Origin of the sequence: Streptomyces sp. NPDC088124, from assembly GCF_040685895.1 — a bacterium.
Taxonomy (GTDB): domain Bacteria; phylum Actinomycetota; class Actinomycetes; order Streptomycetales; family Streptomycetaceae; genus Streptomyces.
Genome location: NZ_JBFBJB010000018.1, coordinates 119,175 through 144,559 on the forward strand (window position 1 = coordinate 119,175; position 25,385 = coordinate 144,559).

General features: G+C 70.8%; 26 protein-coding genes and 1 pseudogene. 14 read left to right on the forward strand and 13 right to left on the reverse strand.

The annotated features are described in order from the left end of the window. Positions 1–167 precede the first annotated feature (167 nt). Positions 168–659: a ricin-type beta-trefoil lectin domain protein gene (locus AB0P17_RS17135; protein WP_365811715.1), complete on the reverse strand. Its 492-nt coding sequence runs from the start codon at positions 657–659 to the stop codon at positions 168–170. A gap of 215 nt (positions 660–874) precedes the next feature. Here AB0P17_RS17135 and AB0P17_RS17140 point away from each other — a divergent pair, with 215 nt between their 5' ends. Continuing rightward, a complete protein-coding gene (locus AB0P17_RS17140; protein WP_365811717.1) occupies positions 875–3,748 on the forward strand; it encodes a BTAD domain-containing putative transcriptional regulator in 2,874 nt (957 codons plus the stop codon). 149 nt (positions 3,749–3,897) lie between these two features. Here AB0P17_RS17140 and AB0P17_RS17145 read toward each other — a convergent pair whose 3' ends face one another. The 3 genes from AB0P17_RS17145 to AB0P17_RS17155 form a co-directional block, all read right to left on the reverse strand. Then, positions 3,898–4,662 carry a class I SAM-dependent methyltransferase gene (locus AB0P17_RS17145; RefSeq protein WP_365811718.1) on the reverse strand — a complete coding sequence of 255 codons (765 nt, stop codon included), beginning with the start codon at positions 4,660–4,662 and terminating at the stop codon, positions 3,898–3,900. Positions 4,663–5,131: 469 nt separating this feature from the next. Next, entirely contained in the window at positions 5,132–5,830 is a 699-nt protein-coding gene (locus tag AB0P17_RS17150; RefSeq protein WP_365811720.1) for a response regulator transcription factor, read from the reverse strand. Continuing rightward, positions 5,827–7,116, reverse strand: a complete 1,290-nt coding sequence (locus AB0P17_RS17155; RefSeq protein ID WP_365811789.1) for a histidine kinase — start codon at positions 7,114–7,116, stop codon at positions 5,827–5,829. Before AB0P17_RS17155 ends, AB0P17_RS17150 begins: the two co-directional genes overlap by 4 nt. Before the next feature lie 229 nt (positions 7,117–7,345). On the opposite strand from AB0P17_RS17155, the gene AB0P17_RS17160 reads away from it, so the two are divergent. Both AB0P17_RS17160 and AB0P17_RS17165 read left to right on the forward strand, forming a co-directional pair. After that, positions 7,346–8,053, forward strand: a complete 708-nt coding sequence (locus AB0P17_RS17160) for an ABC transporter ATP-binding protein (protein WP_365811722.1) — start codon at positions 7,346–7,348, stop codon at positions 8,051–8,053. After that, on the forward strand, positions 8,050–10,404 hold the full coding sequence (locus AB0P17_RS17165; RefSeq protein ID WP_365811723.1) for an FtsX-like permease family protein: 2,355 nt from the start codon (positions 8,050–8,052) through the stop codon (positions 10,402–10,404). Before AB0P17_RS17160 ends, AB0P17_RS17165 begins: the two co-directional genes overlap by 4 nt. A gap of 208 nt (positions 10,405–10,612) precedes the next feature. Here AB0P17_RS17165 and AB0P17_RS17170 read toward each other — a convergent pair whose 3' ends face one another. The 3 genes from AB0P17_RS17170 to AB0P17_RS17180 all read right to left on the reverse strand — a co-directional run bounded on the left by AB0P17_RS17170 (position 10,613) and on the right by AB0P17_RS17180 (position 13,465). Further along, positions 10,613–11,923, reverse strand: coding sequence for a glycoside hydrolase family 30 beta sandwich domain-containing protein (locus tag AB0P17_RS17170; protein ID WP_365811791.1), 1,311 nt, complete (start codon positions 11,921–11,923; stop codon positions 10,613–10,615). A 470-nt stretch (positions 11,924–12,393) separates the two neighbouring features. Continuing rightward, a complete protein-coding gene (locus tag AB0P17_RS17175; protein ID WP_365811725.1) occupies positions 12,394–12,738 on the reverse strand; it encodes a VOC family protein in 345 nt (114 codons plus the stop codon). Between the two features lie 142 nt (positions 12,739–12,880). Further along, a complete protein-coding gene (locus tag AB0P17_RS17180) occupies positions 12,881–13,465 on the reverse strand; it encodes a TetR/AcrR family transcriptional regulator (protein WP_365811727.1) in 585 nt (194 codons plus the stop codon). A 148-nt stretch (positions 13,466–13,613) separates the two neighbouring features. Between AB0P17_RS17180 and AB0P17_RS17185 the strand changes: the two genes are divergently transcribed. After that, on the forward strand, positions 13,614–14,462 hold the full coding sequence (locus AB0P17_RS17185) for a methyltransferase domain-containing protein (RefSeq protein WP_365811729.1): 849 nt from the start codon (positions 13,614–13,616) through the stop codon (positions 14,460–14,462). A gap of 65 nt (positions 14,463–14,527) precedes the next feature. On the opposite strand, the gene AB0P17_RS17190 is transcribed toward AB0P17_RS17185, so the two are convergent. Next, positions 14,528–15,841 carry a DUF6348 family protein gene (locus tag AB0P17_RS17190; protein WP_365811731.1) on the reverse strand — a complete coding sequence of 438 codons (1,314 nt, stop codon included), beginning with the start codon at positions 15,839–15,841 and terminating at the stop codon, positions 14,528–14,530. A gap of 287 nt (positions 15,842–16,128) precedes the next feature. Between AB0P17_RS17190 and AB0P17_RS17195 the strand changes: the two genes are divergently transcribed. Genes AB0P17_RS17195 through AB0P17_RS17210 form a run of 4 tightly spaced genes read left to right on the forward strand, consistent with a single transcriptional unit; the run spans position 16,129 to position 18,492 of the window. Further along, positions 16,129–16,344, forward strand: a complete 216-nt coding sequence (locus AB0P17_RS17195; RefSeq protein ID WP_365811733.1) for a hypothetical protein — start codon at positions 16,129–16,131, stop codon at positions 16,342–16,344. Further along, positions 16,341–16,805: a Clp protease N-terminal domain-containing protein gene (locus AB0P17_RS17200; protein WP_365811734.1), complete on the forward strand. Its 465-nt coding sequence runs from the start codon at positions 16,341–16,343 to the stop codon at positions 16,803–16,805. Before AB0P17_RS17195 ends, AB0P17_RS17200 begins: the two co-directional genes overlap by 4 nt. A 32-nt stretch (positions 16,806–16,837) precedes the next feature. Then, positions 16,838–17,659 (forward strand): ABC transporter ATP-binding protein, encoded by an 822-nt coding sequence (locus AB0P17_RS17205; RefSeq protein ID WP_365811736.1) that lies wholly within the window; start codon positions 16,838–16,840, stop codon positions 17,657–17,659. Beyond that, the gene (locus tag AB0P17_RS17210) at positions 17,656–18,492 is read left to right on the forward strand and encodes an ABC transporter permease (protein ID WP_365811738.1); all 837 of its coding nucleotides are present in this window, start codon (positions 17,656–17,658) and stop codon (positions 18,490–18,492) included. The genes AB0P17_RS17205 and AB0P17_RS17210 overlap by 4 nt, the downstream gene beginning before the upstream one ends. 163 nt (positions 18,493–18,655) lie before the next feature. On the opposite strand, the gene AB0P17_RS17215 is transcribed toward AB0P17_RS17210, so the two are convergent. Beyond that, positions 18,656–18,883 (reverse strand): hypothetical protein, encoded by a 228-nt coding sequence (locus AB0P17_RS17215; RefSeq protein ID WP_365811739.1) that lies wholly within the window; start codon positions 18,881–18,883, stop codon positions 18,656–18,658. A 155-nt stretch (positions 18,884–19,038) separates the two neighbouring features. Between AB0P17_RS17215 and AB0P17_RS17220 the strand changes: the two genes are divergently transcribed. The 4 genes and pseudogenes from AB0P17_RS17220 to AB0P17_RS17235 all read left to right on the forward strand — a co-directional run. Next, positions 19,039–19,533: a hypothetical protein gene (locus AB0P17_RS17220; protein WP_365811740.1), complete on the forward strand. Its 495-nt coding sequence runs from the start codon at positions 19,039–19,041 to the stop codon at positions 19,531–19,533. Positions 19,534–19,834: 301 nt separating this feature from the next. Then, on the forward strand, positions 19,835–20,026 hold the full coding sequence (locus AB0P17_RS17225) for a hypothetical protein (RefSeq protein ID WP_365811742.1): 192 nt from the start codon (positions 19,835–19,837) through the stop codon (positions 20,024–20,026). Further along, positions 20,023–20,355, forward strand: coding sequence for a hypothetical protein (locus AB0P17_RS17230; RefSeq protein ID WP_365811744.1), 333 nt, complete (start codon positions 20,023–20,025; stop codon positions 20,353–20,355). Before AB0P17_RS17225 ends, AB0P17_RS17230 begins: the two co-directional genes overlap by 4 nt. Before the next feature lie 221 nt (positions 20,356–20,576). Continuing rightward, positions 20,577–20,687: pseudogene (locus AB0P17_RS17235) on the forward strand (IS5/IS1182 family transposase); the annotation flags it as partial. Positions 20,688–21,139: 452 nt separating this feature from the next. On the opposite strand, the gene AB0P17_RS17240 reads toward AB0P17_RS17235, so the two are convergent. The 3 genes from AB0P17_RS17240 to AB0P17_RS17250 all read right to left on the reverse strand — a co-directional run bounded on the left by AB0P17_RS17240 (position 21,140) and on the right by AB0P17_RS17250 (position 23,057). Then, positions 21,140–21,523 (reverse strand): hypothetical protein, encoded by a 384-nt coding sequence (locus tag AB0P17_RS17240; RefSeq protein WP_365811746.1) that lies wholly within the window; start codon positions 21,521–21,523, stop codon positions 21,140–21,142. After that, positions 21,520–21,726, reverse strand: a complete 207-nt coding sequence (locus AB0P17_RS17245) for a hypothetical protein (RefSeq protein WP_365811748.1) — start codon at positions 21,724–21,726, stop codon at positions 21,520–21,522. Before AB0P17_RS17245 ends, AB0P17_RS17240 begins: the two co-directional genes overlap by 4 nt. A gap of 764 nt (positions 21,727–22,490) precedes the next feature. Next, positions 22,491–23,057 carry a methyltransferase domain-containing protein gene (locus AB0P17_RS17250; protein WP_365811751.1) on the reverse strand — a complete coding sequence of 189 codons (567 nt, stop codon included), beginning with the start codon at positions 23,055–23,057 and terminating at the stop codon, positions 22,491–22,493. A gap of 132 nt (positions 23,058–23,189) precedes the next feature. Between AB0P17_RS17250 and AB0P17_RS17255 the strand changes: the two genes are divergently transcribed. After that, positions 23,190–24,476, forward strand: a complete 1,287-nt coding sequence (locus tag AB0P17_RS17255; protein WP_365811753.1) for a histidine kinase — start codon at positions 23,190–23,192, stop codon at positions 24,474–24,476. After that, positions 24,473–25,159, forward strand: a complete 687-nt coding sequence (locus AB0P17_RS17260; RefSeq protein WP_365811755.1) for a response regulator transcription factor — start codon at positions 24,473–24,475, stop codon at positions 25,157–25,159. The genes AB0P17_RS17255 and AB0P17_RS17260 overlap by 4 nt, the downstream gene beginning before the upstream one ends. Positions 25,160–25,208: 49 nt before the next feature. Here AB0P17_RS17260 and AB0P17_RS17265 read toward each other — a convergent pair whose 3' ends face one another. Next, positions 25,209–25,382: a hypothetical protein gene (locus AB0P17_RS17265; RefSeq protein ID WP_365811792.1), complete on the reverse strand. Its 174-nt coding sequence runs from the start codon at positions 25,380–25,382 to the stop codon at positions 25,209–25,211. Between the last annotated feature and the right edge of the window lie 3 nt (positions 25,383–25,385).

Here is a 25,385-nt window from a genome sequence, read left to right on the forward strand (position 1 = left end):
CGGTTGAGGGCCGACCTTCTCGATGCCGCGACGTATCCCAGATCGAGTCCCTGCACGCACTCCTCGACGCCATCAGCGCCGATGCTCGGGCGAGGCACGCTCCGGGCCGTAGCCGGTACGGTGGGCCGCCGAGAGGACGGCCCACCGTGTTCACGGGGTTCGCCGGTTCACACCTGGCCGATTACCCAGCGGGACGACTGCCCGGCCGGCTTGAAGACGACCTCGCTCCCGACCTTGCCGTTCCCGTGCAGGTACTTGCCGCTCCAGTCGTGCTTGATCTGCTTCGGGCTGCCGGACGTGGTGGTCCACTTCTGATATTTGCCCTTGTTGCACTTGAACGTGTAGACGTCCGCGCCGTTTCCGTCGAGGCAGTGGCCTGATGCCGGGTTCTTGAAAAAGCCGCCGCTGATCTGCCACACCTGCTTCGCGCTGCGGTCACACTTGCCAAGGGTGACGTTTCCCTTGCCTGCCGAGATGTTCACCACCTGAAGGCAGGAGTTGCTGCTGTTGCCGTTGATCACCTGGAAGTTCGCCGCCTGCGGCGCCTGTGCCGTCTGTGCTGCCTGCGCCGAGGTTGCGGCGCCGGCCAGCAGCGTCGAGCCGAATGCGAGCGCCGCGCCCGCACCCGCGAACCGGGTGAAGGTCCCCTTGAGTCCCATGCTTGATCTCCTCGATTGACTACGGATCGCCCCCGTGTCCGCCGCTGCGCGGGCGCCTTCGGCGACCGGCTCGCGCGGATGGGTGAGGACGAAGGCCACCGTCTCGTGCGCTGTCCTCACGGCGTCATCACCGCGTCACCATCGCCGTTGGGCAAGCACTGTCGCGAACGCTATGCTGTGGACCGGTTACGTTCAGTGAGAGGGAAGTTCGGGGGATGGACTTTCGCGTACTCGGCGCGCTTGAGGTCTGGACGGGCTCCGAGCGGGTGCTTGTGCCCGGAGCACGTCGTCAACGGGTGCTGGCCGCGTTGTTGCTGGCACCGAACTCGGTGGTGCCGCTGTCCAGGCTCGCCGAGACGACCTGGGACGACGAGCCACCCGCCACCGCCGTCAAGCAGCTGCAGAACTCTGTCTCGGCACTGCGCGGATGCCTGGGCGACATCGGCCAGCGGCTCATCCGCACCGAGGAACCCGGCTACCGGATCTGCGTCGGTGAGGAGGATCTCGACTCCCTCCGGTTCGCCGCCGCTCTCGCCGACAGTCGCCGCCACGCCGCTGAGGGGAGTCCGGACAGGGCAGTTGGGGCGATCCGGTCCGCGCTGAGCCTCTGGCGTGGTCCCGCGCTCGACGGGCTGGGCTCGGCGGCGCTGGCCAGATCCGCCGCCCGGCTGGACGAGCAGCGGCTCAGCGCGCTGGAGCTCTGTGCCAGGTGGCGGCTGGAGATCGGCGAGCACCACGAGGTCGTCGATGATCTCGCCGATCTCGTGCACGATCATCCACTGCGCGAAGGGCTGCACGCGCAGCTGATGACGGCGCTGGACCAGTGCGGCCGACGCGCGGACGCGCTGCATGTCTTCCACCGCCTCAGAACCCGCCTCGCCGAAGAACTCGGAGTCGATCCCGGAGCCGATGTACAGCGGCTGCACGAGCAGATCCTGCGCGGCGCCCCACAGCCCCGCCGTACCCACCGCACCCGTGCCGTCAGCGCCCTGCCCGCCCCGAGGCCGTCCCGGGCCGTCGCCTCACCGGTGCCCCGGCAACTGCCGCAGACCATCCGAGACTTCACCGGCCGCGCCGATCACCTGGCCGCGCTCGACGCCCTGTTGCCTCCGGCCGCCGACCGGGCCGTGGTGATCTCCGCACTCGACGGCTCAGGCGGAGTAGGCAAAACGACGCTCGCGGTGCACTGGGCCCACCGCGTCCAGGACCGCTTCCCCGACGGCACACTGCACACCAATTTGCGCGGTTACGGTCCCGGCAAGCCCGCGAGCCCGGACGAGGTGCTCGACGACTTCCTGGTCGCGCTCGGCGTACATCCGGCAGCGGTGCCCGCCGGGACCGGAGCCCGCTCGGGACTGTTCCGCACGCTCGCGGCAGGACGGCGCATGCTGATCGTGCTGGACAACGCCAACAGCGCCGAACAGGTCCGGCCGCTGCTGCCGGGAGCACCCGGGTGCATGGTGCTGGTGACCAGCCGCGACAGCCTGACCGGCCTGGTCGTCACCGAAGCCGCCCACCGGCTCACCCTCGACGTGCTCTCCCCGGCCGAGGCGCTGACCCTGGTCGTGGGCATCATCGGACCCACCCGGGCCCGAACAGAATCAGCCGCGGTGGAGAACCTCATCCGGCTGTGCGCGCGGCTGCCGCTGGCGCTGCGGATCGCCGCCGGACGCGCGGCCGCCCACGAGCACGCCTGCGTCGCCGACATCGTGACCGAACTCGCCGACGAGGCCTCCAGACTCGACGCACTGAGCTGGGGCCAAGACCCTTACGCCGCGGTCCGCAACGTACTCGAATGGTCCTACGAACAACTGACCGCGCCGCAGGCACACCTGTTCCGGTGCCTGGGCCTGCACCCGGGACCGGACATCTCGACACCCGCCGCGGCGGCCCTCGCGCGCCTTTCGCCCCGCGAAGCACGTCAGCTGCTCAACACGCTGGCCGACGCACACCTCATCGAACCGTCCGCGCACGACCGATACCGCTTCCACGATCTGCTGCGCGCCTACGCCGACGAGCTGGCCTGGAAATACGACACCGAGGAGGAGCGCAGCCATGCCCTCGACGCGTTGCTCACGTGGTACAGCCACACCGCTCACACCGCCGATCGCCGGCTCTACCCCACCTGCACCCGCCTGGTGACAGACCCCGCCGAACCCGCCCACCCTCACCCCATCCCCGACCGTGACCGCGCCTGGGCATGGTTCACCGCCGAACGGGCCAACCTGGTTTTCGCCCTGCACCACGCCGTCGACCGCACCATGGACCGCTACGCCCTGCACCTCGTCGACGCTCTCGGCTTCCTTGTGCTCATGGGCGGCTGGGAGGAACGCATCGACACCGCCACCGCGGGCCTGCACGCGGCGCGGCGCTCCGGCGAGGCCGAACACGAAGCCAACGTCCTGCTCGCCCGCGGAGAAGCACTGGCCCACCTGCAGCATCCCGACGCGGAGCCAGACCTCACCCACGCCTCCGCACTCGCCCAGGACGCCGGCAACGTCCACATCCAGATCGCCGCCCGCACCGAACTCGGTCAGCTACTGCGCAGACAGACCCGGTTCGCCGAAGCACTGCACCACTTCGACGAGGTGTGCACACTCAGCCGGGGATTCGACACCGGACGGTGGGAAGCAGTCGCGGAAGGCAACATCGCCGCACTCCACGCCGATCTCGGCAACTACCGGCAAGCCATCGACCACGGCACACGCAGCGCGCAACTGCGCCACCAGCTCGGCGATACCGACGGCGAGGCATGCGCACTCTCGGCCATCGCCAGGGGCCGGCAGGGCATCGGCGACCACGAAACGGCGATCATTCACTGCCGGCGCGCGATCACACTGGGCCGCGCGTCCCTCGGCAGCCACGACGAGACACTCGCCTGGCCCCTCGCCGTCCTCGCCACATCGCTGAACCACCTCGGGCACGTGGACGAGGCCATCGCCTGCTGGCAGGAAGCCGCCGCGATCTACACCGACCGAGGACTGGACGCCGACGCCGCCACGATGCACCACCACATCCGAACGGCACACCACCTGCCGCCCGGGACGCATCCGGCCGGCCGCGTCGCGGACCGAAGCCTCATCCGCTGACCGACTGGTCGAGCCTCAGCCCTGGGATCAGGCGGCAGGCCGGCTGTCCTCCGGCGCATGGCGAAAACACCGACGCTCCGTATGGGCGGTCCCTCCGGCCTCGACGGGGCGCGGGCGTCGAGGGCCCGGCAACGGGGGCGCTGGGGCCACTACGGCCTTCCAGGAGGGACAGACCCCGCGGTACCGCGCCGCGCCACGAACACGAACTCCCTGCCCGGCCGGTCGGGGGCGTCGCGTACGTCCTCGACAACGAAGCCGTGCTCGTGCAAGTCCCGCTCGATCTCCGTACGTTCCCGGAAGCGAAGGGTCGATTCCGAGGTCAGTACGTCCCCCTCCGCGGCGAACACATGCGTACCCCGGAAGCTCACCAGCGGCAGGCTCACGTCCGTCAGCTCGGCCCAGGTCTCGACGCGGCCGACGCCCGGGATGTCCGTCATGCGGTACGTGGTCTCGCGCGTCCACTCCGCCCACTCCTCCCACACGCGCCGCGCCGGATCGCGCGTCTCGAAGACAAGCCGCCCGCCGGGGCGCAGCGCCTCGTACGCGCCGCGCAGCGTCGTACGCCACGCCTGCGGATCGGCGATCGCCTGGGCGACGTTCCCGGTCATCGTGACCAGGTCGATCTGCAGGGGCGGCAGGTCCCCCGCGTCGCCGTCGAGCCAGTGCACCCGCTCCGCGCCCGGCTTGCCACGCGCGACGTCGACGGACGCCCGCGCGGGATCGATTCCGGTGACCGTGATCCCGCGCTCGGCGAGCAGCAGCGCGAACACGCCCGTACCGCACCCGATGTCCAGCACGGACCGTGCGCCGAACTCCTCCGCCATCGCGAGATACGCGTCGAGATCGCCGCGGTCCGGATCGAGTGGGTCGTAGATGGCGGCGAGGCGCGGATGCCCGAAAGTTGCGTCAACCATGGAGGCGAACGTACGTGGCCCGAGCCCGCGCGGCCACCCCTTTCTGTCTCACCACGTTCCGGAGCAAGCCGTTGAGCTGGGCACATACCGGTGCGGCAACAGGGGAGGGGATCCGCGGCCAGGCCCGTCCCGGCCGCGTCGCGCCCGTGTGGGTGCCGGTCAGTTGAGCGCGCGCAGCACCAGCCGCACCGCCGCTATGGTGCCTCGTCCGATCCACCCGAGGAGTCCTGTCTCCACCGCGAACTCGGCTGCGTCCGCGGCCGTCTCGGCCCGGTCCGACCCGTGCCGGCACCGGGGGCAGGATCGAGGCCAACGACGCTTCCGCGCACCGCACTTCTTGCATATCGCCATGGCTTCATTCTCTCCTTCTCGCCGCAGCACCCGGACCACAGAGAGGACCCCTCGCGGTGGCAAACCCGGTGCGGAACGGCGACGAGGGGCGGCGGTGTGAAGAGGCCGGGGCCCCGGTCTACGTCCGCCCGGTGGACTGCTGGGCGGCCTCGCCGGCGCCGACGCTGACCAGGCCTGTCTCGTAGGCGACGATGACGGCCTGGACACGGTCACGGAGTCCGAGCTTGGCGAGGATGCGGGCGACGTGTGTCTTGACGGTCGTCTCGGCCAGGTGAAGCCGGGTGGCCAGTTCGGCGTTGCTCAGTCCTCGGGCCAGCAGGCCGAGGACCTCCAGTTCGCGTGGGGTGAGCGAGGCCAGGTCGCGGTGGCGGGCGGCGGTGTCGCCGCCGCGTTGGGTGAACCGCTGTACGAGGCGGCGGGTGATGGCGGGCGCGAGGAGGGCGTCGCCGGTACGGACCGTGCGGACGGCCGCGGTCAGCTGCTCGGGGGTGACGTCCTTGAGGAGGAAGCCGCTGGCGCCGGCGGACAGCGCCGCATAGACGTACCGGTCGAGGTCGAAGGTGGTCAGGATGATGACGCGGGGGTGGTCGGGGGCGTCGGCGAGGATGCGGCGGGTGGCCTCCAGACCGTCCATCTCGGGCATCCGGACATCCATCAGGACCACGTCGGGCCGGGTGCGGCGGACCTCTTCGACCGCTTCGGACCCGTTGGTCGCCTCGGCGACGACGTCGATGCCGTCGGCACCGAGGATCATCCGGAATCCGGTGCGGACCAGGGTCTGGTCGTCCGCGAGGAGCACCCTTGGCGGCTCGGTCACAGTGTCTCCAGGGGGATGAGGGCTTCCACACGGTAACCGCCGGTCAGGCGCCGGCCGCTGTTCAGGGTTCCGTCGTAGACGGCGAGGCGCTCGCGCAGGCCGATCAGGCCCCGGCCGCTTCCGGGGGGCGCGCCCGGATGTCCACCGGTGTCGGTGACTTGCACTCGGAGCTGTTCCGGAGCGTATTCGACGGTCACGGCGGCGGTGGCGCCGGACGCGTGCTTCACGGTGTTGGTCAGGGCTTCCTGGACCACGCGGTAGGCGGCGAGTTCGAGGCCGGGCGGGAGGGGACGGGGCGGGCCGGTCACGGTCAAATCGACGGGCAGTCCGGTGTCCCGCACTCGTCCGACCAGCGTTTCCAGCTGTTCCAGGCCGGGTTGCGGGGCCAGCTCCGCCGCCGTGTCGGCCAGGTCCGTACCTCCGTCCGTTCCCTCGCCCTCGTCGGCCATGGTGAGCAGCCCCATGACGTGGCGCAGCTCGGTCATGGCGGCCCGCCCGCCCGCCTCGACGGCGAGCAGCGCCTCGCGGGCCTCCACGGGAGAGGTTTTCATGATCTTGCGGGCGGCGCCCGCTTGGATGATCATCACGCTCACGTTGTGGGTGACGACGTCGTGCAGTTCGCGGGCGATCCTGGCCCGCTCATGCTCGACCGCCCGGCGCAGCGCCTCGGCCTGTTCGCGTTCCAGGGCGGAGAGCCGAGTGCGGCCCTCGTCGGTCCGGAGTTTCCAGGTACGCAGGCCGACGGCGGCCACGGCCATCGGGGCCAGGATCAGCAGGGCGATGTATTCGTTGGGCACGATCGGGGTGACCGAGTTCCCCGAGGTGCCGACCAGGACGACCGACACCGGCAGCGCCGCCAAGGTCGCCACCCGGTACGGGCTGTACACGGCGGCGCTGTAGACAGCGATCACGAACGCGTAGAAGGTCAGTCGCAGGACGCTCTGCGGTGTCGCCAGCGTCGCGGCCGTCACGACGCACAGCATGGCGAGCGGGTAGCGGCGGCGCAGCGCCAGGGCACTTGAAGCGATGACCGCGAGGGTCACCATGAAGGCCAGGCCGCCGGGACCGGCCGGGCGCGGCATGACGTGTTCCACGCCGGGCGCGATCTCACGCACCACGACGACATCGGCGTTGTCGACGCCGTAGTAGACGGTGGCGATTCCGAGCGCCAGTGCCACCAGCGCGTCGAACTGCCAGGCGCGCCGGGTGGGCCGTAGCGGTGGACCGCTCGGAAGCCGGGCGTCGCGCACCGCCCGGCGGGCCGCTTCCCGCAGCCGCTCCAGCATCGTACGTACGTCCGTCACCGGTTCATTGTCGCCGCCGCGCGGCCCCGCGGAGTCCGTCCCGGTGGTCATTCCCGCCGCACCGGATACCTCACCCGACTACATCGCAGGGATGACGTTTCCGGGGCTCAGCCCAGCGCGGTATCCCAAGGGGGCCTGGCGGACGACGCGGGCGGGCCGGGCCCGCTCCTAGCGTTCACGCAGCCAACCGCCCAGATCCCAGGAGCCTTTCATGACCATGCCGGTGATCGAACTGTGCGAGGTGAGCCGCCGGTACGACGACGGCCCGCCCGCCCTGCACGAGGCGTCGCTGACCGTGCGGCCCGGCGAGGCCGTCGCGGTCCTCGGCCCGTCCGGCAGCGGCAAGTCCACGCTGCTCCATCTGATCGCGGGCCTGGACCGGCCCGATACGGGGACCGTCACCGTGGACGGGGTGCGGGTGGACCAACTCGGCGAAACCGGATCGGCGCTCTACCGGCGGTCGAGGATCGGCATGGTCTTCCAGTTCTTCAACCTGCTCGACGATCTGACCGTCAGCGACAACGTCGTCCTGCCCGCGCGCCTCGCGGGCGTGACACGTGGCGCGGCGGCCCGCCGGGCGGCGGAACTCCTCGAACTGCTGGGCATCGACCGGCACGCCCACGCCTACCCGGGGCGGCTGTCCGGCGGCGAGCGGCAACGCGTCGCGGTGGCAAGGGCGTTGATGAACCGGCCGGCGCTGCTCCTGGCCGACGAGCCGACCGGGGCCCTGGACACGGCCGCCGGACAGGACGTCAGCAGGCTGCTCACCGCTCTCAACGCCGAGGGTCAGACCCTCGTCGTGGTCACCCACGACCTGGCTCTGGCGCGGTCCTGCACGGACCGTACCGTCCGGATCGCCGACGGCCGGATCACCGAGGACGTCCGGTCGCGGGCGGTCACCCCGGAGGTCCTCCGATGAGCGCGCTCGGCAAGGTGATGCTCTCGGGAGCGGGACGACGCCGGGTGCAGACGCTGGTGATCGGGCTCGCCACGCTGATGGCGGTGGCCGCCTCCGTCCTCGGCGGATCCCTGCTCGTGGTGTCGGGCGCGCCCTTCGGCGACGCCTTCGCCGGGCAGCACGGCGCGCATCTGTCCGTGCAGTTCGACGCGGGCAGGGTGAGTGCCGCGCAGCTGTCGAAGTCCGGGGACGCGAAAGGGGTGAGCGCCGCGGCCGGGCCGTTCCGTACGGCGACGGTCACCCCCAGGTCGGACGCGGCGGGCCCTGGGTGGCCGGTGACCGTGGTCGGCCGCGGCGATCCCGGCCGGGAGGTGGACGAGGTGGCACTGCTCGACGGGCGGTGGCCCGCGCGCTCCGGCGAGATCGCGCTGTCCGCCGACTCCTCGCTCGTCCCGGCCATGGGCATGAGGATCACCTTCTCCGACCTGCCCGCCGCTCCGGCACTGACGGTTGTCGGTGTGGCCCGCTCGGTCACGCGGACCGCTGACGCCTGGGTGGTTCCGTCCCAGATGCCGGCGCTCACCGCGCCCGGCAGCGGCGGCTACCAGATGCTCTACCGCTTCACCGGCGCGGGCACCGCCGCGCAGGTCACCGCGGGCGGTACGGCCGTGCGGGAGTCCCTGCCGCAGGGAGCGGCCGTCGGCGAACAGTCATGGCTCACCGTCAAGAAGAGCGCCGAGCGCGACACCGCGCTGTACGTCCCGTTCCTCATCGCGTTCGGTGTCCTGGGCCTGGTCATGTCGGTGCTCATCGTCGGCAACGTCGTCGCGTCGGCCGTGGGTACGGGAACGCGCCGCATCGGCATCCTCAAAGCCGTCGGCTTCACCCCGGCCCAGGTCGTACGGGCCCACGTGGGCCAGGCGTTGATCCCTGCCGCTGCCGGCACGGTCCTCGGTGTCCTCGCCGGCCACCTGCTCGCCGTCCCCGTACTGGCCGAGACCGAGGAGGTCTACGACACCGCGCCCCTGGCCATCGCCCCCTGGGTCGACCTGACGGTGATCGCCGGGGTGCTCGGCGTGGTGGCGGCGACCGCGTGGGCGAGTGCCTGGCGGGCCGGTCGGCTGCGTACGGTCGATGCGCTCGCCGTCGGGCGTACCGCTTCGGCGGGGCGCGGCCGACGGGCGGCCCGGCTGGCCGGACGGCTGCCGTTGCCGCAGCCGGTCGCCCTGGGCCTGGCCCGGCCCTTCGCGCGGCCCGCACGCGCGCTGGCCATGGGCACGGCGATCCTGTTCGGCGCCATCGCCGTCACGTTCACCGTGGGGATGGGCGCCTCGCTCGGCCAGGTGGTGAAGGCCAGGGCCCACAACGCGGCCGATGTCGTCGTGCCCGCGCCCCCGCCGGACTTCGGGCGCCACGGCCCCGGCCCCGGCCCCGAGAAGCAGCCCAGGGCCGATCCCGCGGCGGTCGCCGCGGCCGTCGAGGCCACCGCCGGAACCGGAAAGCACTACAGCGCCGCGAGGGTACGGGCGAGCGTGTCCGGCCTGACCGGCACCGTCGACGTCGTCGCTTTCACCGGCGACGCCTCCTGGGGCGGCTACACGATGGTCTCGGGCCGCTGGATCGACAGGCCCGGCGAGGCCGTGGTCCCCACCCCCTTCCTGGCCGCCACCGGCACTCGCCTCGGCGACACCATCACCCTGACCGGCCTGGCCGAGCCGGTCACGGTCCGGATCGTCGGAGAGGTCCTCGACCCGCGCTACGACGGCATGCAGGTCTTCACCGACGCCTCGAACCTCACGGCCGCCCATCCCGATCTCACGGAGACGAGCCATCACATCGCGGTCGCGTCGGGCACCGACGTGACCGGGTACGTCGACACTCTGAACCGGAGTCTGGCCCCACTGGGGGCCACCGCCCTGGCCGGCGGTCCCGACGCCGGCAGCGGCGTGGTCGCCACGCTCAACGCGCTGTCCGCGATCCTCACACTCATGCTCGTCGCCGTCGCCGCGCTCGGCGTGCTCAACGGCGTGCTGCTCGACACCCGCGAGCGCGTCCGGGAGATCGGTGTCCACAAGGCGCTCGGCATGACCCCCCGGCAGACCGTCGTGATGGTCATCACCTCGGTCGTCATGACCGGACTGGCCGCGGGCGCCCTGGGCGTGCCGCTCGGCGTGGCCCTGCACGGCCGGGTCATCCCCGCGATGGGGGAGAGCGTGGGGCTCCGCTTCCCCGGTTCCGTCATCGACGTCTACCACGGAGCCGAACTCCTCCCGCTCGTACTCGGCGGCCTGCTCATCGCCACCCTCGGTGCGCTCCTGCCCGCCGGCTGGGCCGCGAGGGCCCGAACCGCCACGGCCCTGCGCACCGAATAGGAGGTCACGCCCGCGGCTCGTGCCTCCGCTGCCCGCCGTGAGGAGCGGCGGGGGCGGTTGGCCGGCTCCCTCCGACCGGCGCGGGGCGCGGGAGTTCCTGATCTCTCCCGGCCGCGCGACGGTCGCCCGCCAACCTCACGGAGCGTCAGTCCATTGGACTCCCGGAATGCCCTGTGACCAGGACACGTGGAGAAGCGCGACGGGAGTGCTAACCGGTCACGAAGGTGGTCACGCTGTGAGCGGGAAGCCAGCCCGTGAAGGAACCGCCGGAGATGCTGATCCTGTCCTGGGGAGCGAGGTTGCTGCTTGCGTCTGTCAGCCAGGACGACACGCCGGATGAGCTGTTGTTCCGCAGGGTGAACGGCTGACTCAGAGGCGACGCGCCCTTGTTGATGGCGACGATGACGATCTGGGAGCCGCCACCCCTGTACGCCGAGGTGTAGACGTTCGACTGCGGATTCGAGGTCGCCTCGATCCGTACATGTCCTGGGCGGACGAACTTCGAGAAGTGGGCCATGTTGGCGCCACGCTTGCTGATGCGACCGTCCTCCCGCATGGGGCCGTAGCCTCGGCGGATGTACCACCACACGTATGCCTGGAACTCCGCGTCCACCAGGGCGCGGTGAATGTGCTCACCCACGTCGAGCGCCTGGGGCCAGAGGTCGGCCGAGTCGCTGCTGTTGGGATGGTAGACCTCGGTCATCCAGAGCTCCTTGCCTCCACCCCGTTGCTTGAAGAGGGGGTAGGGGAAGTTCTGGTACTGCGTGCCGTAGAGGTGCGCCCCGAGAATGTCCAGGTTGGCGAGTGCTTCGGGGTTGTTGAGGATCGGGTCCGAGAAGCTCTTCACGTACTGGAAGGACTCCGGGGCGATGACTCTGGTGCTGATCGAGCCGGCGTTCTCGCGCAGGAAGCGGACCATCTCGGCAGGAGTCCACCATGTCCAGTCGTGCGCGTAGTCGGGCTCATTCTGCACCGAGACGGCATAAAGGCTCACCCCGTTGTTCCTCATGAACCCGACGAAGTCGTTCAGGTGCTGCGCGTAGGCGCCGTACATGTCGTACCGGAGCCGCCTTGCGTCGGTCTGACTGCCGCGGACGAAGATCTCGACCATCTGGGCGGGGGGATTCCACGGCGACGCGATGACGGTCGCACCGAGCTCGGCAGCCCGCCTCGCCGTCGCCACCTCGCGGCTCCAGTTCGCGCGGTCCTCGTGGACGGGAATCCTCAGCACGGAGAAGCCCAACTGCCCCTCGCCGTTGCCGAATGCCGTGTCCCTCTGGGCCGGCGTCAAGTCGCTGATCCAGACCGTGTGGTTCATTCCGCCGAAGCCGCGAATCGTCTGCCGCACGGCCGACGGGTCGACGACCACATCGGCGGCCGCCGCGGAAGGTACCCCGGAGGCCGACGCGGCCGACGTCGCGCTGACAAGAACCGGCAGGGCTCCCATCGTGGCCAGAACAGACCTCCGACTCGGAGACGCCGGCCCACCGGGCGTGGATTCATCTCGGCGTAACGTCATTCCTCCTTCTTCTTCTTCTGAACGTCGTGGTTGATCCGCGCGCCCCGGCAACTGCATGAGGAAGGGCCAGGTGGGAGCGCTCCCATGATGGGCCACATACAGAAAGATCCCTCTTTATCGCGGACTCCTGGGCGAAGGATTCCGGGGAAAATCCGGCCGATGGTTATGGCGGTGCGAGGAACGTAGAAGTAGCCCTTTGCGCCGTCAAGCCTCTGCGTGGTCCTTGCCGTCCGACACGGCGCGCTCGGCCTGATGCGGCCATGTGCGGATCGCGGACGTCTTTCGGGCGGGGGAGGTCGTCGCGGATCACGCGGACTGCCGGACCGGGCTCGGTCTCCTCGGGGAAGCCCGCCGGCGCTATGGCGCCGGACGGGGCCGGCCCCGGCGCGCGGGTCCCCGCCGGCCGTCCAGCCTCGTTTTGGGCAGGTCCGATGCAGTGGATCCGGTGCACCGCGCAGGTGGGAAGAGGCTCACCGGGTGGGTGCCTCGGCGAGTGAGAGGCTGTTCCCGTCCGGGTCCACTGTGACGACGTGGCGTACGCCGTTGCTGTAGGTCTCGACCGGCTCATGGCCGATGCCGTGTACGGCGAGTCGGGCCAGGATGTCGTCGAGGTCGTTCACGCCAAGCGTGATCATGGCTCTACCTACTCGCTCGGCGCGCACGTCCCGATCGTCAACGACGACCCACGCGTTCTCACCGACCTGCCACAGATATTCCTCGCCGATGATCTCGTCCGCTCGTCGCCCGAAGAACACCTCGAACCACTTGAGTGCCTTGATCCGGTCACTCACGCACATCACGCTGTACAGGTCCACTCAGTTCACTCCTCATAGTTGTTTCGGAGGGTGGACCACTCCCGGGACCGGAACTCATCGAAGGACGCGGCCCGGTCCTGCCGTCAAGGTCAGTGGGTGTGAGTGAGTGTGTCAAGTCGCCTGGACGGCAACGACGATTGCTTTAGCTACCCGCCAGGGTGGCCACAAGGCGCGTCATCTGGGTTCGCGGGTCGGGTGCGCCCGGCCAACTGGTCATCAGGAGATGGTGAGCGGTCCCGACGATGGCGAGGGCCGCGGTGGACGGGGCTACGGTGTCCGCCAGTCGGCCGAGTCGGCGCTCGGCTTCCAGGTAGCAGGTGATGGCCTCCTGGATGGTGGTGAAGCCGGGCGCTCCGGCTTTCAGGGCCTCGCGGATACGCAGGGCGGCGCCGGGGCGGGTCATGGCGAGGCCCGAGACGGCCGGGCCGCCGGAGCTGAGCAGCGCGAGGACGACGGCGTTCAGGTTCGCCGCCACCGAGCCCTGCCCGGCGAGCCCCATGAGTTCTTGTGCCTTCGCGGTGGTGCGTGCGAACCGGTCGAGGCAGAGTTCGGCCACGAACTCGTCGAGCCCGGCGAAGTGCGTGTGCAGCAGCCCCTTGGCGCAGCCCGCCTCGGTGGTGATCGCCCGGCTGGTCAGCGCGCCGGGCCCGTCCTTCGTGAGGACCCGCTCTGCAGCGTCGAACAGCCGTTCGCGTACGTCCGGTGTCGCCACTCCGCGCGGTGACATGGGCCTCTCCCGTACCTACTGCTGCCGTTGTCGGTGGGCGCATCCCCCTCCGTGACCAAGCGCATCTTAGCGAGGATTGCGAGTTTGGGCGTACGCCCATACCGTATGGGCAGGCGCCCATTCTCCGTCGCCACATCAGGAGGCACCCGTGCCGAACGTCGTCAACACCGAGCAGGCGCAGGCGTGGAACGGCCCCGAAGGAAACCACTGGGTCCGCAACCAGGACCGCTGGAACGCCGTGAACGAAGGTGTTGACGAGCCGCTGCTCGACGCCTCCGGGATCGCCGGGGACCATCAACTCCTCGACATCGGCTGCGGTACGGGGCAGACGACACGACTCGCCGCGCTCAGGGTGCCCCGAGGGCGTGCGCTGGGCCTCGACCTGTCCGGCCCGATGCTGGACGAGGCACGCATCCGCGCGGAGCGCGAGGGCATCCCCAATGCCGTCTTCGAGCAGGGAGACGCCCAGGCGTATCCCTTCGGGACAGGCGCGTTCGACACCGTGCTCAGTCGCTACGGAGTGATGTTCTTCGCCGACCCTGTCGCGGCGTTCAGCAACATCGGCCGGGCGCTGCGGCCCGGCGGGCGCCTGGCGTTCGTCTGCCCGGCCGATGCCGCGCTCAACGGCTGGGTTGGGGCGATGGAATCCCTGCGCGACCTGCTGCCGGTCGGCGACTTCGGGCAGCCGGGGCTGCCCGGCATGTTCTCGCTGGCCCTCCCGGACCGAGTCCGCCAAGTCCTCGCGGCGGCCGGATTCGCAGCCATCACCATCAACCAGGCACAGGCGTACGGGACATGGGGGCGCGGAGCCGAGGACGCGGCGGAGTTCCTGCTGCGCACGGGCCCTGGTCGCCACCTGATGGAGCAGGTCGACCCGGCGACGCGGCTTCGCGCCCGCCGGACCCTGGAGGACCATGTGCGCGCCCACGAGGCAACGGACGGCGCGGTCCGGCTGCGCAGCACGTCATGGCTGGTCACGGCGGACCGCCCGGCCTGAGAGAGGACCGTGACCAGCGCGGCAGTGAGCTCCCTGCCCTCGGATCGGCTTCCTCTGCCGGCCCCTCAGCTTGACGACGAGCGGGGAAAGCGGTCGCCGAGGACGAACGCGGCGGGCCAGGTCTCGCTCAGGACCTTGCTGAGCAGGGGGTCGCCGGACTCCAGAACCTCGCTGCGGCGGACCGAGCCGTCCTCGTTGATCCGTTGACCGCCGAGGACGACGGGGGCGCGCAGGACGTCCTCGCCCCAGGGGCCGATGGCATTGCACAGCAGGCCCTCAAAGCGGTGGCCGGCCAGGTCGTCGTTGTGGACCCGCTGCACGAAGTCGTCGATCACGGCCGCCTGGAGGTAGACCCAGGCGAGGTAGACCACCGTGCGTCCGTCGTCCAGACGGATCGGGAGGCGGACCTTCAGGAAGTTGCCGACGCCCTCCGCGATGATGATCGCGCCCGTGTCCGACTTCACGCGGCGCCTGCGCTCCTCCTCCGAGAGCTCGGCGACCAGGTGAGGCAGGGCGAGGTCGAGGCCGGGGTGCTCCGGGTCGAGGTTGCCCCCGCAGTCGCAGTCGCAGGCGGTGCCGTGGCTGTGGGCGATTGTTTGCATGGAGGCGGGCGCGAGATCGCCCCGGACCGTCTGGTGGCTCGGCCTGCCGCCGCCCGCCGGTACCGGAAGCAGCAGCGCGTAGAACCGTACTGCCGTGAACGTCGTCGGCTCGGGCAGTCCGAGCGCCGCCATGGCTGCCGATGCGGCCTCGTGGCGCTCACCGTTGACGCGGATCTCGGCCTGCATGGCGCCAGGGCTGCCGCCATAGAAGACCTTGACGCCGTTGAAGTAGGGCGAGTCCAAGTCCGCGGTGAACGAGTCCGCTATCCGGTGCAGCACGTTCGCTTCCAGCAGCGCGCCCTGAAGCCGCCGGTTCTCGTCGACGTCGTGTCCAAGGCCGACCGCGCCCGACGTGATCACGTGCCGGCCGGGCACGCCGCGCTCGTCGTCGGGGCCCGCGTGGTCCGCGAAGTGCTCGCGGCGGTCGAGGAGTTCCAGCAGACAGGCGCCTGCCGTCTGCACCCACGTGTTCGCTGCGTTCCGTGGATCGGCGGACATCGGCACGACGCAGTCCATGAAGCACGGCACGTCCGGCTGGAGACCGACGTCCGGTAGCGCGACGAGATCGTAGTGGTGGCCGCCCTCGTGGTGCGGCGGGGCTACGGCCACGGCCCATCCATCCGGGCTGATCAACGAGTTCCCCTTGAGCTGGGAGCCCTGCGTCACGCCGGGCGCGAACTCTTCGAGCCCGACCCTCACCAGTGCGAGGAACTCCAGGTCGGGCAGCCGGTTCGCAGACGGTTCCTCTTTGTGCGTACGACGTCGTATCCAGGACACCCGTGGAGGGTACTGAGCCCGGCCGGCCGGGCGGCGCTCGGGCTTGGGGCCGGGGGTGCCGATCGCTTGGACCGGACCTCGAAGTGTTCGCTGCCCGGCCGCGGATCCTGTTTCACCTTCCTGGCCGCAGTGCGCGTGGGTCGGCGGTGTGCCGCAGGCTCTCCTTCAGGCCGGCGACCTCACCGGGCCGCTGCGTCCCGGCGTAGCCGCGTCCCGGCTACGGGCCGCCCGAGCAAGTTTAGCAACCTTGGTTGCTTCAATTCGGTTAGTCAACTACGGTTGCTTCTATGTCCAGCAAGGATCCCGCGGACGCGCTTGCGGCCGTCTCCGCCCTACGCCGCCTGGCCGATCAGCTTGAAGACGCCGCAGTCGAACAGGCGATGCGGTCCGGCTGGGGCTGGCCGCAGGTCGCCGAGGCACTCGGCATCACGCGCCAGGCGGTCTACAAGAAGCACGCCAAGCGGCTCATCGCCGCAGGAGTCACATTGAGGAGGCGGGGATGAGCAAGTTCGACACGTACCTCCAGTCGGTCATGGACCGGGCCGAGGCCGAGGCCAAGGAAGACAGCTCGGCGACCATCGACGCGCACCACCTGCTGCTGGCGGTGGCCGCCCAGGACGGCACCGACGCACAGCGCGCGCTGCACGCCGCCGGCCTCGGCTACGAAACGCTCAAGGACGCCCTGCACCGGGAGTTCGCGCACAGCCTGGCTGCAGCCGGAGTCTCGCTCGACGACTTCGACCTGCCGCGGGCGACCCAGGAACCCGCGCGCCACCCCCGGCTGGGCGCCTCGTCCAAGCTCGCCATGGAGCGGATGGCCACCGTGCACCGCAAGAAGGACTCGCGCTCCGGCCACTTGCTGCTCGGCGTCCTCCAGGCGGAGGTCGGTACGGTCCCGCGCGCGCTCACCCTGGCGGGCGTGGACCGGGCCGAGCTCATCGAGCGGGTACGGGGCGAGCTGTGACGCAGGCCGCCCTGAGCGTCGAGGGGTTACGCATGCGGTATGGCAGCGCGGACGTCCTGCGCCACGTGACGTTCCGGGTGCAGACAGGCGAGGTGGTGGCATTACTGGGGCCGAACGGCGCCGGAAAGACCACCACAATCGAGATCCTCGAGGGCTTCCGCATGCGCTCGGCCGGCCGTGTGTGGGTGCTCGGCACCGACCCGGCACACGCCGACGAGCGATGGCGCGCCAGGGTGGGCGTCATGCTCCAATCCTGGCGCGACCACGGCAAGTGGCGGGTCCGTGAACTCCTCGCCCACCAGGCCTCCTACTACGCCTGCTGCGCACGCACCCCATGGGAGCCGGACGAACTCGTCGACGCGGTCGGCCTGACCGCGCAAGCCGGCCAGAAGATCAGAACCCTGTCGGGCGGGCAGCGGCGCCGCATGGACGTGGCGCTGGGCATCGTCGGCCGCCCCGACGTGCTGTTCCTCGACGAACCCACGACCGGCTTCGACCCTCAGGCCAGGCGTGAGTTCCACGAGCTGGTGCGCCGCTTGGACACCACAGTCCTGCTGACCACCCACGACCTGGACGAGGCGGAGAAGCTCGCCGACCGCATCGTGATCCTCAACCGCGGGCGGATCGTCGCCGACGGCACGCCGCACGAACTGTCCCGGCAGATCGCCGGCGAGGACCGCGTGCGATGGCGGCACGCCGGGCAGCGCTTCACCCGGTCGACGCCGCAATCGACCGACTTCGTACGCAAGCTCTTCCAGCAGCACGGCGAAGAGATCAGCGAACTCGAAGTCCAGCGCGCCTCGCTGGAACAGACGTATCTGGCGCTCGTGCACGAAGCGGAGAATCCACGATGACCTGTGCGTTACGCGCCGGCCTGACGCGCGGCCTGATCGAGATGCGCCAGTCCTTCACCAACGGAGCGGAGTTGTCCAGCCACCTGCTCTGGCCGCTGCTGATGCTGGGCGCCTTGTGGTTCATGCGCGACGCGGAGTTCGGGAGCACAGGGCTGCTGCTCGGCACCCTCGCGCTGCCGAGCATCCTGGGGATGAACGCCTCTTTCGGCATGGTCAGCATGAGCCAGCTGCTCACTGCGGAGCGCGAGGACGGCACCCTCCTGCGCGCCAAGGCCACCCCCCACGGCATGGTCGGCTACCTCATCGGCAAGGTCCTCTCGGTCTCCGGTGGGCTGCTGGCCGACCTGATGATCTTCCTGATCCCCGGGCTGTTCCTCATCGACGGGCTCGACCTCGGTGTGGACGCGTGGCTGGGGCTTGCCTGGGTCGTGGTGATCGGCATGGTGGCCAGCCTGCCGATCGGCGCCATACTCGGCTCGGTGTTCACCAGCGCGCGCTCGCAGGGGTTGATCCAGCTGCCCGTCCTCGGGATGATCGCAATCTCGGGCATCTTCTACCCCGTCACCGCGCTGCCGGAGTGGCTGCAGTGGATCGCCCAGGTATTCCCGGTCTACTGGCTCGGCCTGGGTATGCGCTCCGCACTGCTGCCGTCCGACGCCGAGACCGTCGAGATCGGGGAATCATGGCGGCACCTGGAGACGGTCGGCGTACTGGGCGCCTGGGCGGTGTTCGGCCTGCTCGTGGCACCGGTCGTGCTGCGCCGGATGGCGCGCAGGGAGTCCGGCTCCAGCATCGCCGCGCGCCGCGAACGCGCCCTGCAGAAGGTCGGATGAGGACGGCGTGCGCCGCAACCAGCGGAGCGGGTACGGCCATCGGGCGCTGCGGTTCCGAAGAGCCAGATGGAGCGCGGGCGGTCAGGCAACACAGATCCTGGCGGAATGCGTCACGCAGGACACAGGTCCAGCCGCAGTTGTGGCTGGACCCGCCCGGAAACCGTCAGACGGCGTCGCAGGAGGCGTACCGGCCATGCCCCGCCGCCCGCGCCGCGGGGCGGTGGCTTGTCGACTCGAATTCCTGTTGGGTGATCTCGCCGGCGCCGTCCGCATCGTGCCGGCCGTGCAGGGCGCCTTCCGCGAGGACGTACTGCCGCGCGCAGGAGGCCATGGCCGCGAGCCCTTCATGGTCACGGACCCCGATGACCTCTGCTGGCGAAGCCGCAGTCACCGGCCGACGCAGCTGCTCCGACTCCGAAGAGCCGCTGCCGCCCACTGATGGGACCGCCCGGTCGGCCCTGCCCGTACGAGCGGCTCGCGTCGCGGCGGAGGAGGTGTGTCCGGGTGCCGTGAGGGCGGAGGGGACGGCTGTGCATACTGCTGGGCATGACGTCCCCGCTCGCCGCCCGCATACACCTGTTGGTCACTTTCGTTCTGGTGACGTGCGCGGCGGTCGGCGGAGCCTGCATCGGTCTCCTCTTCGGCGGCCGGGCCGCGGCCCTGGTCACCGCGGGCGCAGCCGGTCTCGGCGCGGGGATCGGCTCGTTCCTCGCCCGCCGCCAGGTCCTTGGCTTCTTCCGGCCCGAGACCGCCCAGGCCGACAGGTACGCGGAAGGGATCGCCGACGCCGTGCTCATGAGCATCGCTACGTACCAGGCCGCGGTCTTCCCGCTCACCCATGACGGGGTGAGCGAAGAAGAGCGGGACGCCCGCCGAACCGTCGCCTACCGGGCTGCCGCGTACGACGGCCTGCCTCTGGCCGTACGGGTTTCGGCGGCCGAAGCCCTGGAAGCCGTCGACCAGGGCCGCGACGCCGACCGGGCCCACGCCGCGATGAAGGCACTGTCCCTTACGGTCTACGAGCACCGCGGCGGCCACTGACTCGGCACAGACTGACCGGTTTTACCGCCGCGGTGGTCCGGGTGTTCGGGGTGGAATGCCGGTATGTCCCCAGCATCTTCATCCGGGCCTCCCGCGGTTACGTCCCACCACCCGCGCGGCCCGCTGGAACGCCCTTGCCGAGGGGCGGGCACCGGGGATGCCTGCGGTGAGCGGCCGAGCGATGCCGATATCCCCCTGCCCAGCTGTCCCGCACGTGTGTCCGGACACCGGGCCGGCCCGGCTTTCGTACAGGCAGGCGATGATCTCCGTGGCGGGCATGATGCCGGAGGGAGGGTGGGCCATGGGGCGTTCGGGGGAGCAGCGGGCCGTGCTCATGCTGAGCCGGACGGCGTTGCGGGAGGCGTGTCCTGAGGAGTTGTGGCTGCTGGACGCGACGCACCGCGCGTACTTCCGGCGGCTTCGGCGCGGCGGCGGGAGGTCGCGGACGGAGGACATGCTGGGTTCGGCCTGGACGAGTCGCTGCCCACCGTGACGGTGGCCGCTCTGGGGGCGGCGCAGGCCGCCGTGGCCTTTCTGGCGGCGCAGTTGGGGGAAGCGGCGCGGGAGGACATCTCAGAACTGGTGAAGGAGAGGTTCCGTCGCCTCTTCGGACGGTGGCGGAGGTCCCACGGGCCTGAGCCGGAGCCGGAGGAGGACGTGCTTCCTCTGCGGACGATCCGGCTGGGACCGGCGGAGCGGCGGCGGATCCGTGAGGTGGTCCATCGCCAGGCTCTGGATCTGGGTGCCTCCCGCGAGCAGGCAGGATTGATGGCTGACGCGATTGTCGGCCGCTTGGCGGTGGCCGACCCGGACGGCGAATGAAAGCCATGTCCGGAAGGGACGCCGCGAAAGCGGGACCAGGGCCTCCCGCGATGAATTGGCTGCTATGGCTACGGCTGTGGCTCATGACAGTCGCGACGTTGACAGCCGTGGCGGAAGCGGTACACGCACTGACGGCGACCGGGAGCAGGTGGCCGAACAGGTGGGACGGTGCCGCACCGCGTTCTCGCAGGAAGATCCCGCAGCAGTGGAATGATCTCGATGTGGCTGGTGTGATCACGGCGTCGGAGTCGTCCTGGACAGGCCCCTTCACCGGGTTGAGCCCGCGGCACTTTGCGAAGTTGGTGACGGCACCGCGGCGCGAAGGCGCGGATGGAAGTCGCGGGACAAGCCTTGGGCCGGTAGGACCGCCCTGGCCGGCGCTGCGGCTGTGTTCCAGACCGCGGTCGAGAGCAATGAGCTTATCCATGGCCTTGGTGGGGCTGACTTGGAGTCGGAAGGAACACACTGCCGCAGTCCTCGTGCGACGGGCGGTGGAACGAATGAGCCCTTCTGCCAGCGTGCGCCCGCCCAGCGGTACGCGGCAGGACGGGGGAGACGTGGGCAGGAGTGACGGCCTGAAATGACGGGACCGGCCCGCCTGGCTGCGGGGGTGGCAGGCGCTGCGCCGCGCTCCTCGCGGCATGTGAACGACGTGGGCTACGACGGCCGGGCCCACGTCCCCCTCACCATCCGCTTCGGGTGATAGTGAGACCGCGCACCCGGACGCGCGACGAGCAGGTCCTTTTTGGGTATCTCGCCCACCGGAAACAGCGGCTTTCCGCTGTCACGCGGTGCGCCAGGACTCCAGGCGTTGCGCGACGGTGCGCAGATCGGCCTCCTGGGCGCGGACTGACTGGGTGAGCTCGAACAGGTCGTCGTCCTTGGCCTCGAGTGGTTGGCCGGAGACGTGCATGTACTGGCTGGCACAGGACCAGCCGATGACCAGGTTGTAGTCGGTGAACGGGCGCAGCAGTAGTGCGGTGTGCAGGAACGTGGCGGCCCGAGAAGCGGTCTCCTCGTAGTACAGGACGCCGCGCTCCCGCTCGAACTGGTGCCGGTCGGCCATGAACCCCAGGGCGCCCCAGTCCGCGATGGGCACGTTGAGCGGGGAGATCGCCGACTGGATCTGCAGGACCCAGCCGACGTCGACACGGATGATCGGGCTCACCGCTGTCCCTCGGGGAAGCGGGCCTGCACGCCGGGCAGGACGCGGGCGGCTTCGGCGACCGCCCCCTCCACGAACGCCAGCCGGTCGGCTTCCTCCACCGTCACGTCATGCACATGCTGCTTCAGGCTCCGGCCCGCCAGGGTCGCCCGAGCACGCAGCCGCGTCATCTCGTCTTCGCTGAATTCCACATTGAGTGCAGGCATGGGACTACGGTACCGGCACAGGTGCCTGCAACGGTACCTCCATGTTGATCTGATCGGCCGGGCTGCCCTGGAGCGGCCCCGGTCCAGTGCTGCTCGCCGCCCTGGACCGGGTCCCCTTCCTGGGCGCCCTGCGCGAGAACCTGCTCGGTGCGATCGTGCGCGCGGCACACGCTCCGCTGACCGGCCCGCGACCTACTCGGCGACCCCGCGGACGCCTGGCACGAGCCGGCCATCGGGCGGGGCTGCGCCGGCTTCCCGTCCGCTTACAACGCTCGCCCCGTGCGCACCGCGGCCCCCCGGGCCCCGGCGGCACTGCGCTGGATTCGGCCGCCCGCGCCACCGTGGACGCTGCGACCCCCGACTACCGGTACGACGTCGAGATCCGTGGGCGGGCCTGGGCACTGCTCGAGTCCGAGGGCCACGCCCCAGGCGGAACAGCTGCGCCGGGTCCTGGCCGAGGCCGGCGAGGTGGACCTCGCCCGCACGACGGCGCTGACCGGCCGGATCTCGCGCGCCGCCCGGGCCGGGAATGATCGAGAGGCGACCGGTGACCTCCCCGCCGGTCGGCTCCATGGCCGGATCCTCGACGAAGCCCGCCGCTCCGCATTCGACCTCGCCCAACGCATCCGCCGGCGTACCCTCGCCCCGCCGTGGCTCCGGCCGCCTCCTATGGATGTGGGAACGTATGGCCGCCTCCGCCCAGGCGCACCAACTCTTCGCGTTCACCATGGCGCTGGTCCTCGCTCTCGCGGGTCTGCTCGCGGTCATGGCCTCTGGGTTGCTCGGTGTACGAAGGCAGGCGGGAGGTTCGCCCAGACCGTCTTCGAGCGTTCCAGCCGGTCGAAGCGGCAGGCCAGTTCGGCGGTGAAGTGACGGGCGGGCGGGGTCCAGGCCGCGTGCAGGTAGGCGAAGGTGGTGAACCGGCCGCCGGGCGCGAGGACTTCGGTCACGGCATCCAGGATGTACCCGCGCCGGTCCTGCGGCATGACCGTCCACGGCAGCCCGGAGACCACCGCGTCGACCGGTTCGCCGACCGCGGCGGCCAGCTCGGCCGCCGAACCCCGCACCACGGTCAGCCGTGGGTCGCGCCGGGTGGCCGACAGCCGGGCGGCGAGCACCGGGTTGAGCTCGACGGCGACCAGCCGTGCGTCGGGGGCCAGCCTGGCGAGGACCGCGTCGGTGAACACCCCGGTTCCCGGGCCGAGTTCGGCGACGGTCCGGGCCTGCTCCAGGCCGATGCCCTCGGTCATCGCGTACGCCAGTCGCCGTGAACTGGACGCCACGGCACCGGTCATGAGGGGCCGTCTGAGGAACTCGGTGGTGATCGACATGGCGGCCATGCTGGAAGCGCCCGGGGTGGCCGCACGTCGTATCCCCGGCCGGTGTCCGTACGACTGCGGGAGGACCCTGTGACGCCCGCCAGGACGACGCGGGGGAGCGGGTCCCGGCCGTAGCGTGAGGCGGTGCATCGGCTGATCGAGACCTTGCCCCGCCTGCGGCGCGGACATCCGTGGCTGACGGACGTCCTGCTGGTCGTGCTGGTTGCCGTGCCCCCGGTGATCCGCCCGCAGCCGGGCTGGCAACCGGTCTGGGTACAGGCGGTCGTGTACGCCGCCCTGGTGCTGCCCCTGCTGTGGCGCCGCCGCCGGCCGGTGCTCGTCGCGGCTCTGGTGACGGCCGCGTTCTGGGCGCAGTACCTCGGACAGGTGTGGGGACAGGAACCGGGACGCGGCGCCGTCGCCCTGGCCGCGGTCCTGGCCACCCTCACGGTGCGCGGCCTGCGCCGGGCCGCCGCGGCGACGGTGATCTGTGCCGCCGGCTGCGTACTGCTGTGGATCCCCGCCTGGCAGCGGGACTACGGGGGCCCGGGGGCCCGCGGTGCCTGGCTCACCCCGCTCGCCGTGGGGCTCCTACTGGCCGGGGCCTGGGTGTTCGGCGAGTACGTCCGTGCCCGGCGCGCCTATATCGCCGAGTTCGAGCGACGGGCCGCACTCGCCGAGTCGGAGCGCATCGCCCTGGCCCGGTTCGCAGTCTCCGAAGAGCGGGCTCGCATCGCCCGCGAGATCCACGACGTCCTCGCACACAGCGTGAGCGTGATGGTGCTGAACGCCGAGGGCGGCAGGCTGATGCGGCACACCGACCCCACGGTCGTCGACCGCACCCTCGGCGTCATCAGCGCGACCGGCCGCGACGCCCTGGACGAACTGCGCCGGCTGCTGGAGGTGCTGCGCACCTCCGACGCGGACGCCTCGTCCGGCGACCCCGGACCCGCCCCCAGCCCCGGCCCCGGTGGAGCTGGAGCCGGCGAGTCCCTCTCGGCCGATCTGCGGCGGCTGGTCGGGCGCCTCAACACGACCGGCACGCGCGCCCGGCTGGACTTTCACGGCGAGCCGGGCGGCCTTCCGGCGGATCTCACCGTGCAGACGTACCGCATCGTGCAGGAGGCGCTCACCAACGTCGTCAAGCACGCGCCGCCGAACGCCATGATCCACGTACGGGTCGACACGGGTACCGAGGGGCCGGGGCGGCTGGTCAGCGTCCGGGTGGAGAACTCGGCCGGAGCCGGAGCGGGAGCCGTCCCGGAGCACCCCGCCCGGCCGCTCGCCGGCGGGCACGGACTCACCGGCATGCGCGAACGCACCGCCCTGTACGGCGGGAGCGTCGACGCCGGACCCACACAAGAAGGGGGCTACCGGGTCACCGCCTGTCTGCGCCCCACCGAGCCCGAGCCCACCACGGCGGCCCCATGACCGGCCCGGCCCCCACCGCGTCATCGTCGCGGGTGCTGATCTGTGACGACCAGGAACTGATCCGGATGGGACTGCGCATGGTCATCGACAGCCAGCCCGATCTCACCGTGGTGGGCGAGGCCGCCGACGGCGACGCGGCGATCGCGGGTGTGGCCGCCCTGGATCCGGACCTCGTCCTGATGGACGTACGCATGCCCGGCATGGGCGGGCTCGCCGCGACCGAACACCTCTGCGCGCTGCCCCATGGGCCCCGGATCCTCGTCGTCACCACCTTCGACCTCGACGAGTACGCCTACGCGGCCCTGCGGGCCGGCGCGAACGGCTTCCTCGTCAAGGACGCCCCCGCCGAGGAGATCCTGGTCACCGTCCGCGCGGTGCTGCGGGGCGAGGTCATGGTGGCGCCCTCGCTCACCCGGCGCCTGGTCGAACGCTTCGTCCTGCAGTCCCCCGCGTCCGTGCCCGTCCAGCGCAGCCGCCTGGCCGCGCTCACCGAGCGGGAACGGGAAGTCCTCGCGCTGGTCGCCCGGGGGCTGGCCAACGGCGAGATCGCCGGCCGCCTCTTCGTCGGGGAGACGACCGTCAAGACCCACCTCGGCCGCATCCTGACCAAACTCGGCCTCCGCGACCGTATCCACGCGGTGATCTTCGCCTACGAAAGCGGGCTGATACGGGCCGGCGACTGAACGGCGACGGACACAGCGCCAGGCTGCCCGCATCGCCGTGTTCCCAGAACTACCTGCGGTGGGTCCCGCGTTCCCGCGCTGTGCCGGAGTCCGGCAGCCGACGGCCGGCCGCCCCGCGGAGCAGCTCCGGCCGCACCGGACGAGTGACCGTCTCCTCGCCGAAGGCGCGAACGCCACCCTCGGTGGCCCCGACGACCAGCCGGAGAACATCCGCCTCAAGCACGCG

Excerpts from the sequence above, each read along its gene's own strand:
- AB0P17_RS17135 (WP_365811715.1), bottom strand. The coding sequence starts at position 659 with ATGGGACTCAAGGGGACCTTCACCCGGTTCGCGGGTGCGGGCGCGGCG.
- AB0P17_RS17140 (WP_365811717.1), top strand. The coding sequence starts at position 875 with ATGGACTTTCGCGTACTCGGCGCGCTTGAGGTCTGGACGGGCTCCGAG.
- AB0P17_RS17145 (WP_365811718.1), bottom strand. The coding sequence starts at position 4,662 with ATGGTTGACGCAACTTTCGGGCATCCGCGCCTCGCCGCCATCTACGAC.
- AB0P17_RS17155 (WP_365811789.1), bottom strand. The coding sequence starts at position 7,116 with ATGCTGGAGCGGCTGCGGGAAGCGGCCCGCCGGGCGGTGCGCGACGCC.
- AB0P17_RS17160 (WP_365811722.1), top strand. The coding sequence starts at position 7,346 with ATGACCATGCCGGTGATCGAACTGTGCGAGGTGAGCCGCCGGTACGAC.
- AB0P17_RS17165 (WP_365811723.1), top strand. The coding sequence starts at position 8,050 with ATGAGCGCGCTCGGCAAGGTGATGCTCTCGGGAGCGGGACGACGCCGG.
- AB0P17_RS17170 (WP_365811791.1), bottom strand. The coding sequence starts at position 11,923 with ATGACGTTACGCCGAGATGAATCCACGCCCGGTGGGCCGGCGTCTCCG.
- AB0P17_RS17180 (WP_365811727.1), bottom strand. The coding sequence starts at position 13,465 with ATGTCACCGCGCGGAGTGGCGACACCGGACGTACGCGAACGGCTGTTC.
- AB0P17_RS17195 (WP_365811733.1), top strand. The coding sequence starts at position 16,129 with ATGTCCAGCAAGGATCCCGCGGACGCGCTTGCGGCCGTCTCCGCCCTA.
- AB0P17_RS17200 (WP_365811734.1), top strand. The coding sequence starts at position 16,341 with ATGAGCAAGTTCGACACGTACCTCCAGTCGGTCATGGACCGGGCCGAG.
- AB0P17_RS17205 (WP_365811736.1), top strand. The coding sequence starts at position 16,838 with ATGCGGTATGGCAGCGCGGACGTCCTGCGCCACGTGACGTTCCGGGTG.
- AB0P17_RS17210 (WP_365811738.1), top strand. The coding sequence starts at position 17,656 with ATGACCTGTGCGTTACGCGCCGGCCTGACGCGCGGCCTGATCGAGATG.
- AB0P17_RS17220 (WP_365811740.1), top strand. The coding sequence starts at position 19,039 with ATGACGTCCCCGCTCGCCGCCCGCATACACCTGTTGGTCACTTTCGTT.
- AB0P17_RS17225 (WP_365811742.1), top strand. The coding sequence starts at position 19,835 with ATGGGGCGTTCGGGGGAGCAGCGGGCCGTGCTCATGCTGAGCCGGACG.
- AB0P17_RS17245 (WP_365811748.1), bottom strand. The coding sequence starts at position 21,726 with ATGCCTGCACTCAATGTGGAATTCAGCGAAGACGAGATGACGCGGCTG.
- AB0P17_RS17250 (WP_365811751.1), bottom strand. The coding sequence starts at position 23,057 with ATGTCGATCACCACCGAGTTCCTCAGACGGCCCCTCATGACCGGTGCC.
- AB0P17_RS17260 (WP_365811755.1), top strand. The coding sequence starts at position 24,473 with ATGACCGGCCCGGCCCCCACCGCGTCATCGTCGCGGGTGCTGATCTGT.